The 14,547-nt window shown below is 38.3% G+C and carries 12 protein-coding genes and 1 pseudogene; 3 read left to right on the forward strand and 10 right to left on the reverse strand.

What is annotated here, in order from left to right:
- Window positions 1-277 precede the first annotated feature (277 nt).
- The 3 genes from DWV85_RS04895 to DWV85_RS04905 are packed head-to-tail and all read right to left on the reverse strand — an operon-like array spanning window position 278 to window position 3,835.
- Window positions 278-1,153, reverse strand: coding sequence for a CoB--CoM heterodisulfide reductase iron-sulfur subunit B family protein (locus DWV85_RS04895; protein ID WP_123138171.1), 876 nt, complete (start codon window positions 1,151-1,153; stop codon window positions 278-280).
- A complete protein-coding gene (locus tag DWV85_RS04900; RefSeq protein WP_060919145.1) occupies window positions 1,153-2,115 on the reverse strand; it encodes a succinate dehydrogenase/fumarate reductase iron-sulfur subunit in 963 nt (320 codons plus the stop codon). The genes DWV85_RS04895 and DWV85_RS04900 overlap by 1 nt, the downstream gene beginning before the upstream one ends.
- A 1-nt stretch (window position 2,116) precedes the next feature.
- Window positions 2,117-3,835, reverse strand: a complete 1,719-nt coding sequence (locus tag DWV85_RS04905) for an FAD-binding protein (RefSeq protein WP_060919146.1) — start codon at window positions 3,833-3,835, stop codon at window positions 2,117-2,119.
- Between the two features lie 885 nt (window positions 3,836-4,720).
- Here DWV85_RS04905 and DWV85_RS04910 point away from each other — a divergent pair.
- Both DWV85_RS04910 and DWV85_RS04915 read left to right on the forward strand, forming a co-directional pair.
- Complete coding sequence (locus DWV85_RS04910; RefSeq protein WP_004698139.1) at window positions 4,721-5,395, forward strand: response regulator transcription factor; 675 nt, start codon at window positions 4,721-4,723, stop codon at window positions 5,393-5,395.
- Window positions 5,373-6,788 carry a HAMP domain-containing sensor histidine kinase gene (locus tag DWV85_RS04915; RefSeq protein ID WP_004694649.1) on the forward strand — a complete coding sequence of 472 codons (1,416 nt, stop codon included), beginning with the start codon at window positions 5,373-5,375 and terminating at the stop codon, window positions 6,786-6,788. Before DWV85_RS04910 ends, DWV85_RS04915 begins: the two co-directional genes overlap by 23 nt.
- 168 nt (window positions 6,789-6,956) lie before the next feature.
- Here the strand turns inward: DWV85_RS04915 and DWV85_RS04920 are convergent, their stop codons facing one another.
- The 4 genes from DWV85_RS04920 to DWV85_RS04935 form a co-directional block, all read right to left on the reverse strand.
- Complete coding sequence (locus DWV85_RS04920; protein ID WP_058948265.1) at window positions 6,957-8,270, reverse strand: DUF445 domain-containing protein; 1,314 nt, start codon at window positions 8,268-8,270, stop codon at window positions 6,957-6,959.
- Entirely contained in the window at window positions 8,267-9,502 is a 1,236-nt protein-coding gene (locus DWV85_RS04925) for a DUF445 family protein (RefSeq protein ID WP_058948266.1), read from the reverse strand. Before DWV85_RS04925 ends, DWV85_RS04920 begins: the two co-directional genes overlap by 4 nt.
- A gap of 96 nt (window positions 9,503-9,598) precedes the next feature.
- Entirely contained in the window at window positions 9,599-10,300 is a 702-nt protein-coding gene (locus DWV85_RS04930) for an MBL fold metallo-hydrolase (protein ID WP_123138172.1), read from the reverse strand.
- A gap of 188 nt (window positions 10,301-10,488) precedes the next feature.
- The gene (locus tag DWV85_RS04935; protein WP_004694640.1) at window positions 10,489-10,845 is read right to left on the reverse strand and encodes a helix-turn-helix domain-containing protein; all 357 of its coding nucleotides are present in this window, start codon (window positions 10,843-10,845) and stop codon (window positions 10,489-10,491) included.
- 440 nt (window positions 10,846-11,285) lie between these two features.
- Here DWV85_RS04935 and ygiD point away from each other — a divergent pair, with 440 nt between their 5' ends.
- Window positions 11,286-12,080, forward strand: coding sequence for a 4,5-DOPA dioxygenase extradiol (ygiD, locus tag DWV85_RS04940; protein WP_123138173.1), 795 nt, complete (start codon window positions 11,286-11,288; stop codon window positions 12,078-12,080).
- 173 nt (window positions 12,081-12,253) lie between these two features.
- On the opposite strand, the pseudogene DWV85_RS04945 reads toward ygiD, so the two are convergent.
- From DWV85_RS04945 to DWV85_RS04955, 3 genes and pseudogenes are all read right to left on the reverse strand, one after another.
- Window positions 12,254-12,524: pseudogene (locus tag DWV85_RS04945) on the reverse strand (hypothetical protein).
- 31 nt (window positions 12,525-12,555) lie between these two features.
- Complete coding sequence (locus tag DWV85_RS04950) at window positions 12,556-13,350, reverse strand: hypothetical protein (protein ID WP_123138174.1); 795 nt, start codon at window positions 13,348-13,350, stop codon at window positions 12,556-12,558.
- Between the two features lie 276 nt (window positions 13,351-13,626).
- Complete coding sequence (locus DWV85_RS04955) at window positions 13,627-14,286, reverse strand: DUF542 domain-containing protein (protein ID WP_123138175.1); 660 nt, start codon at window positions 14,284-14,286, stop codon at window positions 13,627-13,629.
- Window positions 14,287-14,547: the final 261 nt, after the last annotated feature.

Genomic DNA, 14,547 nt, shown 5'->3' on the forward strand with positions numbered 1-14,547 from the left:
TACAATTATCAATCGATATCAAAATCAAATTTATTTATAAAGTTAGTATTTTACTGTATTTATTTTACATTTATCGATTTATATATACTTCACGATTTATAATTCAGTACAATTAAATCCAAACCTATTACTGTTACTATTACCATTACTAAAGCTCTATTTATAGAAAAGAAAAACCCCCTAGCTTAAGCTAGGGGGTTCTTCTGGTAATTATGATAATAGGTTTAGATTCAGACTACTATATAGACCAACTCTGATCATGTCTAAATCAAACGAATTAACCTACAAATTTTGTCACTGCCGCAGTATCAGTTAAGTGACGTTTAGGCATGCCCATTTCAGCAGGGGAAATGCCAAGAGCAAGACCTACTAATTGGGACATGTGCAAGATTGGCATATCTTTGCCGCCGCCTACAACTTCTTTAGCTTCTTTTTGGAACATATCAAGTTGCATTTGGCAAAGTGGGCAAGGAGTAACTACGCAATCTGCGCCTTCTGTAGCTGCATCTTTATTGATGGAGCCAGTCATTTGCATTACGGAATCATGTGCAGGGTATACTGCATGGAAACCGCAGCAATCAAGTTTACGGGAGAAGTCAATTGGTGTAGCACCGATAGCAGAGATCAAATCTGCTAAGGATGTAGGCATTTGATAATCTTCGAAGCCCATTTCAGTTTGAGGGCGAAGAATATGGCAACCATAGTATTCAGCTACACGTAAACCAGTTAAAGGTTTAACAACTTTAGCTTTCAATTTATCCAAACCATAATCGCGGATCAATACCCATAAGAAATGAGTAATATCAGTTGTACCGCGGTATTGTTTACCGATTTGAGCTAATTTTTTATTAACTTCGTTCTTTTCTTTTTCGTTATTGTCTAATTCATTTTTAGCTTCACGAAGCATCAAAGTACAAGTGTTACATACAGTTAAAAGGTTCAAACCTTTTTCTTCTGCCAATGCAATGTTACGAGCATTTGTAGCAAGTGTAATTTCTGGAGCGATGTCTTGAACGTGGGACGCACCGCAGCAAATCCAACCGTCAAGTTCTTCCAACTCGATGCCTAATTTTTTAGCTACAGCAACTGTTGCTAAGTAGTCTTCTTTGGCAGCGCTTTCAAGAACGCAACCTGGGAAAAATGCGTATTTCATTATTTGCTTACCTCCTCAGCTGCTTTCATAAGTCTGCGAACACCATCAATACCATTTACAGGTTTTTGAGGTACTACAAGTTCGAATGGATTGATTTTGCTGTGTTTCCACAAACGTAAAGCATAGAATGCTTGTTTAGCGGAATCTACAACACCATCAGATTTCAAGCTCATAGAAACTTCTTTCAAGCGACCAGTTTTGTAAAGGTCCTCTTTGAAAGCAACTGCATGGCGAACGCCTTTGCTGTTAGTAAGACCAGCTTTTGTAGCTTCTTTACGCAAGTTGGAAATATCTTGAGCAGGTTTTAAGTGTTTAGGGCAACGGGAGATACAGTTCATGCAGTGAACGCATTTCCAAAGACCGTTGTCGAATGCAGGTTGAATGTGAGCCATAGGTGCATCATCACGGCTATCCAATACGAAACGGTTAGCTTTTGTGAATACATATGGTTCTAAGAAGTCATCTTGACGTGCAGTCAATTTGTTACATTCAGATGCGCAGCAACCACAAAGGATACATTCTGTACCAGCAACAAATTTTTTGAAGTCAGCTGGAGTTTGGCGAACGATTTTGTCACCTTCGTTGAATTCTGCTTTAAGGAAGATCCAAGGAGCAACTGTTTTCAAACGATCAACTTTTGCTTCCCAGTCAACAACTAAGTCACGGATAACGCGGAAGTTGCCGATAGGTGCAATTGTTAATTCATCAGTACCATAACGTTCTGTTAATTCGTCGATTTTAGCTTCGCAACCAAGCATTGCTTCGCCATTTACGCGAATGGAGCAAGCGCCGCAAACTGCGGAACGGCAAGCTGCCAAGAATGTTAAAGTTGGATCTTGAGTATCTTTAATTTTTTGAAGGCCCCAAAGAATTGTACGGTCAGCTTCATAGTCGAATTTGAAAGTCTGTACAAACGCGCGACCTTGTTGGTAACGGTGAATATGGTAGGTGATTTGTCTCATCTTAGTACTTCCTTTCTTGTGGTTCGTATTTAGTGAACACTACGTCGCGTTCAGTCAATTCGTACTCGCCGTTAGCACCCAATTTGATCAAAGAGTGTTTTAAGTATCTTTCATCATTACGTTTTGGATGGTCTTCACGGATATGAGCACCACGAGATTCACGACGGTGTAAAGCGCCCATAGCAATAGCTTTAGCTACTGTTAACATGGAACCGATTTCACAATAGTTAACGAATGCCATGTTGTAAGTACGTTCAGGGTCACCTACATAACAAGTTTTGTAATCTTCCATCAATTGATCGATTTCTTTTAATGCTTCAGTAATACCTTCTTCATTACGGAAGATACCTACTTTGTTCCACATTGCATCAGCCAATGCATCGCGGATTTCAACTACAGGACGACCGCCTTCACGAGTTGTTACTTCAGTGAATTTAGCTTCCCAAGCTTTTGCAGCTGCAGCTAATTCTGCATCTACGTTAGGTTGTTCATGTGTTTCAGCATAGTCAGCTGCACCAGCACCAGATACTTTACCGAATACTACGCCGTCTGCCAAGGAGTTACCACCTAAACGGTTAGCACCGTGGATAGAGATACAAGAAGCTTCGCCGGAGGAGAACAAACCAGGCAATTCACATGCACAAGTTTTGTAATCTACTACGTCGATACCGCCCATTGTATAGTGACATGTAGGACGAATAGGTACTGGTTGTACTAATGGATCGCAATGTTCGAAGCACATAGCTAAGTCGCGGATACCATGAAGTTTTTCGATAATAACTTCAGGGCCCAAGTGACGAAGGTCAGCTACTACATATGCGTTAAGGCCAGAACCGAAGCCACGACCTGCAGCGATTTCATCTTCGATGGCTTTCGCTACAACGTCACGAGATGCCAATTCCATTTTGTTAGGCGCATATTTTTTCATGAAACGTTCGCCTTCAGCGTTAAGAAGGTAACCACCTTCACCACGAACCGCTTCGGACATCAAGATACCAGTACGACCAAGACCAGTTGGATGGAATTGGATCATTTCCATATCTTTCAAGCCGTTACCAGCGCGGAATGCTGCTGCCATACCATCGCCTGTGGAAAGGAATGGGTTTGTAGTACGAGTCCAGAAGATACGGCCTGCACCACCAGTAGACAAGATAATTGCTTTTGCTTTAATTTGTTCTACTTTACCTTCTTTCATGTTCCAAACTACAGCGCCACCAACGTGACCTTCTGCAGATTTAACAAGATCTAAAAGATACCATTCTTGTAAGAAGTGTACGCCTTCTTTCAAGCATTGTTCGTAAGTTGTGTGCAAAATTACGTGACCAGTTTTATCCGCAGAGTAGCAAGTACGTGGATAGGATTGACCACCGAAGTTACGTTGCGCAATTTTGTTTTCTTGAGTACGGGAGAATGGAGCACCCATGTGGTCCATTTCAAGTACGCCTTCTGGACAACGAGAGCAGAAGAATTCGATCGCATCTTGGTCGCCAAGATAGTCAGAACCTTTTACTGTGTCGAAAGTATGTGTTTCGATTGTGTCTTCAGCTGCAACGTTATTCAAACATGCATTTACACCGCCTTGCGCCATTGCTGTTGCAGAGCGAGTTGGGAAAATTTTAGTAATAAGAGCTACTTTTAAGCCTTTGCGACGACCAACTTCAAGAGCCGCGCGTTGACCAGCGCCACCGCTACCTACTACTAGAACATCAAACTGTTCCATAATGACCTCCTCATAACTACCTATTAATAAGAAAACTTGTTAGACTATCTCATTTCAAAAACTTATAAAAATTTTTGATAACCTAATCATTTTTCTTTGAAGAAAAACCCCATACTTATGCGATTTTTCTTATTTCTTTACCTATAATTATAGAGAGCATTTCAGGTCATGTCTAAACCCTATTATGCATAATTAATTTTGATTAATCTAATTGATAATTTATTTCACTTAGTATTTTTAAGGTAAAAAGAGGATTCAAAAAATTACCTATATGAATAATTTTTACAAGAAGTTAAGGATTTTACGAAAGTAGTTCGGTTCCGAAATTTTTCTATGTTTTTATTTCCTTTGGTATCTATAGAATTCGCATAAACACTAGCTTTTTAATTATTGCTAACCATTCCTAATAATTAATATCCATTAAATTCCTACTAAATTTACCTCGAATTTAATCATCGAAAATTATCGTATTTCTCCGTTCATAACAAGCATTTATTTCTGTGATAATAATTATCATAAGTTTTTTTAGTGATTTATCGCACATCATCTAAAATCGATAAAATCACCCTCATCTATGCGCATACGGCAATCTTCGATATAGTTAGATTTTATTCATTAGCAGAATTCATTAAGTTTCAGTCTTTCACCATTTTTAAGGCTTTCAAAATGAAGAAAAGTCTTGTAAACTCGCATGTACATTCATCTTTTGCTCATTACTATTGTATAAGGTATGATAATAGATAAATAAGTTATATAATATTATATATATATAGTCACCTTATATGGTGTTGTGGCTTTCAAAAAAAGAAAGTTTATATATATAATGACTATAATTAATGTAGTTGGAGAGCTATATTTTTAAATCATACATAAGGAGAACAGAGAATGAAAATTTTACTTGTAGAAGACGAAGAAATGCTGAATGGTATCACGGCTAAATATTTACGTGCAGAAAATATGACAGTTGATACATGCTTCAATGGGCAACAAGCGATCGATTACGTTAACACATCTAGCTATGACGTTATCGTAATGGATATTATGATGCCAATCCTCGATGGTATCAGTGCTCTTGCACAAATGCGTAACGACGGTAATACAACACCTGTATTGCTTTTAACAGCAAAGGATTCCTTACAAGATAAAGTTACAGGCCTTAACACTGGTGCAGATGATTATCTTGTAAAGCCTTTCGATCTTGAAGAGTTAACCGCTCGTATTTATGCATTGGCTCGTCGTAATGCGCGTCATGCACAAAACGATATCCATGTAGGTCCACTTACCATCAATGTTCCTCAACGTACTGTTAAACGCGACGGCGAAACAATTACATTGACTGCAAAAGAATTCGACCTATTATTCTATTTAGCAAGTAACGAAAATATCGTATTATCTCGTCAACAAATCCTTGACCATGTTTGGGAATACGATTATGAAAGCTACTCTAACCTTATCGACGTATACATTAAAGATTTGCGCAAGAAAATTGATACTGATGAGAATGTAAAACTCATTCAAACGGTTCGTGGAGTAGGGTATGTCCTCAAAACAGAAAACTAATGATCCTCACCGAGATCTAGATACCATGTCTGGGGCAGCCACCGATTTATTTAATCGGCTGCCCCTAACCTTTAAAATTATGTCTTGGTATACCATCTTTTTGCTTATCATTTTGATGGTTGCATCCGCATGGATTTACGCATATACACATGAATCCGATAACAAAGAAGTGCGCGAACGCTTACAACAACAAGCGATGATTATGGCTACGGATATCCGCAAGTTTAAACCGTACCAAGATAATACATTCTTCTTTGTATCAACTCAAGATGGCTATATTATTAAAGGCGCCTTGCCAGATGGGTTTCCAAACCAAACAATCCTTTCCTTAGGCCAAGTTGGTGAAATTGCTGCTGGTGATGATACCTTCTACTACTACGATACTCCGGTCAACGAACCGAACTATCGTGGTATTTTGCGTGCTGTTACAAAAGTAAAAACAGCCTCTAAAAAGACGGAAAACCTTTTATACAGCTTACTGTTAGGGAATATCATTTTCTTACTAATTTCCTCCCTAGGCGGTTATCTTTTCATCAAAAAAGGACTTAAACCGGTCCGAACTTTGACGAAAACAGCTAAAGTCATCGGTAAGAACAACGACTTGAGCCGTCGTATCGACATTCCGGCTCGCACAGCGAGAGATGAAATCTACGAACTAACTACAACATTTAACCGTATGATTTCAGGTCTTGAGGATTCTTCCAATCGTGAAAGACAGTTTAGTTCTGACGTATCTCACGAGCTACGTACACCAATTGCCGTTATTAAAGCAGAAAGTGAATTTGCTCTAAAATACGGTCGTACAGAAGCAGATCTACGGGAAGGTTTAACACATATCTTAGAGCAAGCTAAGTTCATGACTAACCTCGTAAGCCAACTGCTTGATGTAGCCCGCCTTGAAAATGCACAAGGTCTAAGCTTTGCACCTGTCAATGTATCATTGATGTTATCCAATATGGTCCACGACTATACAAGACTCTGTACAGAAAATACAGATAAACAGATTACGATTACATCTCATATTGAGCCTAATTTACATATGAATGCTCACGAAGTATCATTACGTCGAGCTATCACAAACCTAGTGGACAATGCCATTAAGTTTACAAACTCTACTATTGATATTTCGGCTAAACTAGTAGGCAGGGACTTAGTCATTACCGTAACAGATAATGGTATTGGCATCGAACCTGAAGCTCTGGATCATATTTGGGATCGGATGTATCAGACGGAACAATCGCGAAATAAAAAGTCTAATCACGGCATCGGCCTAGGCCTATACTTTGTAAATAAAGTTATTAACTTACACCATGGTACAGTAACGGCCACGAGTGAACCACAAGTAAAAACTACATTTACCGTGCGATTGCCGTACAATACAAGGGAAGAATAACATAAAAGGGACTGACCAATGGTCAGTCCCTTTTCTATATCCATTTTAATTCAAAAAGCCCATAATGTAGAATTAATTAAACCATAAAAAACTAGCATATAGAAGCTCCTTCTATATGCTAGTTTTTGTGTATTTAATTTTAAAGCAACTTATTATAGATAATTAACTTTAGCCTACAAATTGTTGCCAAAACGGCATATATACATATTCTAGGAAGGTCCATACAAGCAGACCCGCTACAGCACCAACGATAGCACCATTAATGCGGATCCAGCTGAGATCGTCCTCCACCTTAGATTCAATAAAGTAAATAAATTTATCTGTACTGAGGCCACCTAATACTTGACGTATGATAGTTTCAATAAGGTCATACCCTTGTTCAAGTACATAGTCGCCAATATCGTGTAAGGTTTTTTCAATACGATTTCTAAGATCTTCTGATTGACCGTAAACATTCCATAACTCAAGAGCAATATTAACTAAAACCTGAGCCGGAGTTTCTCCATTTTCATCCCCTACAAGCAATAGTTCTTCTATATAAGGGCATAAATGGTTTTCGATAACAGATTCCCAGTCTTGTTCGCGAATCCAGCGTTCCCACGCTTCGTTAAGAGCATCGCAGACTTCATGGTTCTCTTCAATATTACGAATTGGTTCTACCCATTGTCGCAACCAAGCTGTTCGTTCGGGGCTATTGGGCCGTTTCCAGCTTTCCAGCATCGCATAGGCCTCTTGGACAATAGCCTCTGCCATTTCTTGATAGTTTACTACATCGGTAGCTTCGGACATAGAAATAAGGAAATCAGACCAGAACCCTTTTCGCTTTTTCTTATGTGCCTCTTCTGCTACGACAGCGGTAAGCCAGGTAACCATAGCTGGATGATTAATCCGTTCTTGAATCACGTTTAAAACTTGTACGACCATGCTTTCATAGCGATTATGCTCACATAAATCGAGTAATACGTGTTTCAAAACGGGCACGAGAGAATGTTGTTGAAGCAATCCACGAATGCGTTTTGCCCCCCATTGTGCCCATTCTTCATTAGTTTGAGATTTCCATAAAAGGTGTAGTCCTTGATGAATCACAAGGCGTGCTGCTCGTTGCCCCTCAGGAGACAACAAGAACTTCTCAAACAATGGCACAAATTGCACATTTTTTAATAATACTTTACAACGCTCCTTGGTAAGCATCTTCGTCTCTACAAGTTTAATAACGCCATTAATGAGGCGATCTTTATTTCTAGGAATTAGCGCTGTATGATATGGGAAACCTAGTGGCTTACGGAATAATGCTGTTACAGCGAACCAGTCGGCCACACTGCCGATGAGGGCAGATTGAACAGCCCAGTACAACGGTTGATACCAACTTTCATAGCCAAAGAAAAATTGTCCTACAAAAGCAAAACAATACAATACGGCAGTCAAGCCTAAAATGCCATTAGCACGCTGTTTCAAGGTAAGGGATTTCAAATAACTAATCATTTGAGCACCCCCTCTACAATGATGGTCAAACCGTATAAGGTGCCCCCAAGGACAGCCCCTATAAGGGAACCATTAATACGCACCATTTGAAGGTCATAGTACATTTTGCCACGAACAATTTGAGTGATTTCATCAGGCGAATAGCGAGATAATTCCTGACCTACCACACTGTCGATGAGGGGGTTCAATTTCTGCAACCACGGAATACTACGCAACAAGAAGAACCGCTCAAACGGCGCCTGCTTGTCTGGATTCAACAAAATTTCGGTGCCGAGCACATTAAAGCGATCCATAACGATGTCCATGAGGCGTTTCCAGTCCAATGTATCCCCATCGATAAGTTTGCCTTCCCATTCTTCAAGAACCATTCTAATCCACTGATTTTTATGTTCTTCGATGAAAGCTTGCCATTCTGTATTGGTTTCTAGGTTATTGAAGAATCGAATTGCTTGGCCCCATACATAGCGCCCCAATGCAGAATCGATAGATTCATTTTCCTTCAAGAACTGAACGGCTTTTTTCTGTACCGTCTCTACCAATCGTTCTGGTGAAAGTCCATCTCCACCAAAGGCGATAGCCAATTCACGAAAGAAAGAATCCTTTGTATAAGTTTTCATAATGTCTAGCATGACGCGATACAAATAGGGATATACCTGATTTGATGCGATAACACGCTGACATGTGCGGTTAAAATAAAGCCAAAACACGCTTGCTGTGTGACGTTCTAGCATACAACGACCAAAGAGAATAACAAGGGGTGTTGCTTTCCAGTTTGTAACCCCCTTATAAATGGCCTTATTAATCTCTTGGCGCATCGGTTCAATATCCATATGAGATAAAACTTGATTCCCCACACCGTACAAGAGATTTCGAATTTGAACTTGTCCCACATCGCTCATGCCGTATTCAACGATACGGACCATAACGCGTTCTTTTTTGATAGCATAATACATCTGTGGCACGCGCAATAGCTCTTCGCTGAGCATAGTGCGACCTATCTGAATTAATCGTTCCTTACTGCGCGGCAAGATTGCCGTTTTAAAAGGAATGCCTAAAGGCTTCGTAAAGAGAGCCGTTACTGCATACCAGTCCGCGAGGCCACCTATCATAGCTGCCCCAGAGATATGCATGATAAAGGCCCAAAATGTATCATGTCGCTGTGGATATGAAATTAAAAATATAATAGCCATGACAACCAACAGGGTGGTTGCCACTGGTTTGGTTTTCATCATCACTTGATCCTAACTTACTCAATTACGCATATAGACTGTTCCTATATAACGTAGTGACCTCGAGGCCTACGGACTTTCACAAATTATATCTACAATCTAAAAAGTAGCCTCATCGCCATCTTTTTGAGGTTCCCAAATCGGCACCTCCCCAAAGAGAGCTTTAAAGTATACAGACGGTGTCCATAATGGACCATTCAAATGCATTGGAATAAAGGCTTTATTCACCTGTACACGGCGCAAAAATTCAATACTACCCCACTCCATAGCGTCTTCCAAACGATTGTCTACAGGGAACATCGCTACATCTACGGACAAGCCCTCTAATTCCTTGAACTCACGCCAAGCCATGCGCTTTGCATCCGCATTGTTTTCTGGCGTATCACCAAGCCAATGCCACCAATTAAGGTCTCCTGCATGGAAGATAGAGTCAGAGTCGATATTCGCCGTATTTGTCTTTATGTAAAAAGAGCCCCCTTCATCGGTGCTGCCATACATATGGATGCCTACATCATCTAATAGTGCATCTTGGCCAGGGCGCATGGTAATACATTTTTTTACCTTGCCCTCTAACGGCACATCTTGATGACAAATATAGCGCGTTTGAGGACCATCAAACTCCGTAATGGATGGGTTAAAGTGATCTCCATGAGTGTGACTTACGAAGAACCAAAGTTCACGACCTCGTTTAGCCAACTGCCAAACAATATTATTAGGATCCTTATAATAATCAAACACATAGCAACGCTTACCATCCTCTACGAGAAATCCGCTATGCGCTAAAAAAGTAACATGTAACATTATTATCAATACCTCTAATTTATTGAGAATTTATATCATTCGTATTTTTTATTATACCATATTTTTCTAAATGCATGGCATAAACAAATGGCTATTCATGACACATATAAAGGACTTTTTTAAAGTCTTATCAAATATATAGTGCCCCATATGTATCATAATAAGGGCAGAAATGCCGCTGGCATTTCTTAGATGCGGCCAGCGGCTTTCATATAGTCGATATATTGGTTACCCCAGTTTTCAAGGGAAGCTAATACAGTTTTAAAACCAGCCCCCACTTCGGTAAGGCTATATTCAACCTTTGGTGGAATGGTTCCATATACTTCACGATGTACAAGGCCATCATCTTCCATTTGGCGCAACGCTCTTGTAAGTGTAGCTTGTGTAATTGGATGTAATCTCCGTTCTAGTTCACGGAAGCGCACAGGACCTTCAGATAATTCATGCATAATCAACAAAGACCATTTGCCAGCCAATAACTTTTGACTCGTTGCAAAAGGACATCTGCCAACTAGATCATGAACATTTACAAGTTGCTCTGCCATTGTCATTCTCCTTATATATCTAGCTTAAGTAGCTTGTTATAACAAAAATAATACCTATAGCTATGCTACTCTTTATCGCTATACTACAATTTCTATTTCGGTATTAGAAATATTTCCACTTAATGTAGTTCAAATCATATCACAATTTTTTAGAATTGCAAGTATTTTATAGTATCATTTTTTAGGGTACAAAAATTTTTGAAAAATTTTTAATCAGTAAATATCACAATTCTATCATATTTGATAGTACCTATCTCAAATAATTCTACTATTCAAAATATTTGCACCAATATATAATAAACTCACTAACTAAATACAATTATCGGTTGGTGAATCAATAACTATTAGATTTAGTCATCAACATTTATAGCTAAACAATTGTATCAATTTTACAGCATTAAACAGATTACACATTATCAATTGAAGGATTAGGTGATATTATGAAACGCATGCCTACACTATTCGTCGGTCACGGCAGCCCTATGATGGCTTTAGAACATACAGAAACAACAAATACTTTCAAAAGTATAGGACAAAATATAATTAACAACTATGGCAAACCAAAAGCCATACTTGCCATCTCTGCCCATTGGTATGCAGATGGCACCTACATTCAAAGTGCAGAGAATCCAAAACAAATTTACGATATGTATGGATTCCCTCAAGAACTCTACGAAGTTGTGTATCCTGCTAAGGGTGACAGCAATTTAACGAAAGAAGTACAAAAATTACTGGGTAACTCCATTTCTATAAATAACACTTGGGGTATCGACCACGGCATGTGGACCGTGTTAGTTCACATGTTCCCTGATGCATCAATTCCTGTTGTCCAACTATCTATCAATAAATACCTAAGCCCAAAAGAAGCCTATCAATTAGGCGTAAAACTTCAATCATTACGCGATGAAGGCTATCTCATCATGGGCAGTGGTAATATCGTTCATAATCTAAGACGCATAGAATGGGATAATCCATCTGGCACCTCCGCCACAATTGAGTTTGACCAATACATTTCTAAAGCAATCTTAGAAAATGATGTAGATACTGTTGTTAATTACACCCAACATCCTCAGGCTAGCTATGCTGCACCTACACCAGATCACTATCTACCATTAATCTATATTATGGCCGCTAGCGAAGGGACAAAACCGACTGTATTTAATCAAACCTATAAGTCGGGCTCCCTATCGATGACGGGATTTATCTTTAAAGATGAGCCTCAAAACATACTTTAAGCCCATAATGATACAAAAAATCTCCTAGGAAATTTTTATTTCCTATTCACATAAAACCTTACATTACTATGTATAAACAAAAATAAATATATATATATATATATTTATTTACGCAAAAGAACCGCTAGTTACAAAAACTAGCGGTTCTTTTCTTTACCATACTAATGACTCTACTAAATGAGTTTTTTAATGAAAGCTTCCATTTCCATCGGTTTTACAACAGGCTCGAAGCGTCCTACCACATTACCTTTACGATCTATAACAAACTTAGTGAAGTTCCACTTTACCTCATCGTCCTTTAAATAATTAGGATCGATACCATTGAGATAATTTAAATCCACATTTGCTCGCCGTGTTAACAATGATAAGAACCTTACCTTCATAAGTTTGTAAGGATTGTAATTCACCAGACTTAGTAGGCAGGGAAAATTGATATACAGACATGGAATCTCCTAATTTAAATTAAAAATCTTTATTACACTAATAATGTTTTCACATCATAATTAAATTTTGCCGTTGTTTCCGCCGCAGTTTTTTGCCATTCTGTTGTTGCTGTACCATCTTTTTCAAGGAAGAATCCAGAGTCAAGATAGCGAATAATAATATAGTTGGAATCATTTTGATCAAAGCCATTACCGCGGGAGAAATCGATACCATGGCCTGTATTACGCGTTACGATAGCTTCCAACAAAGGCAACGTAATAGCATTCAACGTGATTTTCATATCACATTTGTCGAAAATCTTTTTGAAGAAGGAACTAGGTTTTTCTTCTTTATATACTAATAGTTTACTAATTGTACCATTAGATGCACACACTACGCGACGAATTTCATTAATAGGAATATCTACCTTACCATTCGAGATAACACCGTTTTTAATGGTAATTTCTCGTTTACCCATGTAGGAGTAATCTAGTGGTAATTGAAGAGTGTCTAAATTTGCAGGGAAGTCCGCTGTCAATTTATGGCGAGCAAAGGCAGCAATGATTGCTTTAGTTTCACGAATATTATGACCAGCATTAGATTCTGTACGGTCCGTATCTAAATCTTGACCTTCTATATTTTTCCAATTATGGTCTCTAAATATAATCGAATAATTACTATTTGAATTTAAATATCTTGTAAGATGAAGCTCATTTACATCATCAAAATCAATGTCAGTTATCACCTGACCATTTGCATCTTTGCAGAGTACACCATTGTAACTAACCGTCAATATACGATCCGTACTTTCAAAAACAACAGGATTTGTGTCGAATACAGAAATCATAGCCCTCTCCTTTTCACGACTTCAAACATAACTACACCTGTATATATCAAGTGCATTTACTCAATATATTGATTAAATATATTAATCAAATATAACTAATTTAATCATACACCTTCTATATGAATTTACGCAAATGATGTATTTCCCCCATACTATAGCTACAAACTCATGATTCTCAAGAAAACAAAAGACACCAACCATTCGATTGGTGTCTTTACTACATACAAGGAGCCATTTTGCAATAGCTCCTTGTCATTATACAGATGATATTATAATCTATTTCATGTCAAACAAAACAGAATTTTCTAAGAAAATATGTTCATGCAGGCCTTCTTCTAAGGCTTTCATGGTCTTAAATACATAAACATAAGTAGCACAACCATCTGCTGGTGCCGTGTACTGATTGGTCAATGCACTTAAGGATTCCAAAAGTACACCTGCAGCTTCGTGTTCAGCACGAAGTTCTTCAAAGTCTACGGGTTTACCCGCTTTAAATTCAGGGAAGTCTACATGTTCTTCATGCCGGAAATGAGGTACAAGAGCAGATTTGAGGTTCAAAAAGGTTTGATAAATCTTTGTCAATTCCTCACCATGATGGTCATAATGTACATTTAGCAGTTTTGCCAACCCTTGGTCAATTTCATCAATCATATTTAATTGTTCTCTATGATAGGTATGAACAATGTAATCAATCAATTGGTCTTTAGAATAGCTAAGCACCTCTGCACGAGAAGATTTCTGAGCAACTTGTACATCATTTAGCATAGCAATGTATGCATCCACATCTTTACCTTTTTCTGCAATAGCCTCCGCTAAAGGATGTCCACCACCACAGCAAAAATCAATTCCATCTTTTGCTAATACATCCATTAACTCTGGATTTACTTTAACCGCATCAGCTACGGTCATGGATTTATTAATAGTCCCAAAACTCATAAGATACACCTCCAATGGTTTACGCCGATCTATTTTCTTATAGTTATACTATACGACCAACCATGGATTCTGTCTGTCGCAGTGGCTACGAATTTGAAAGTAACATAACAATAATGGTAATGCTGTAGAAAATAATATAGAGTAATGAATATAAAAATATATGGATATATATTGAACATACAAAAAGCTGGCCCTATAGAGCCAGCTTTCAGCATATCAAAACATATATGACATATATGTATATATAAAATTATGTAGGCA

Source organism: Veillonella sp. AF13-2 (assembly GCF_003603295.1).
GTDB classification, from domain to species: Bacteria; Bacillota; Negativicutes; order Veillonellales; family Veillonellaceae; genus Veillonella; species Veillonella parvula_E.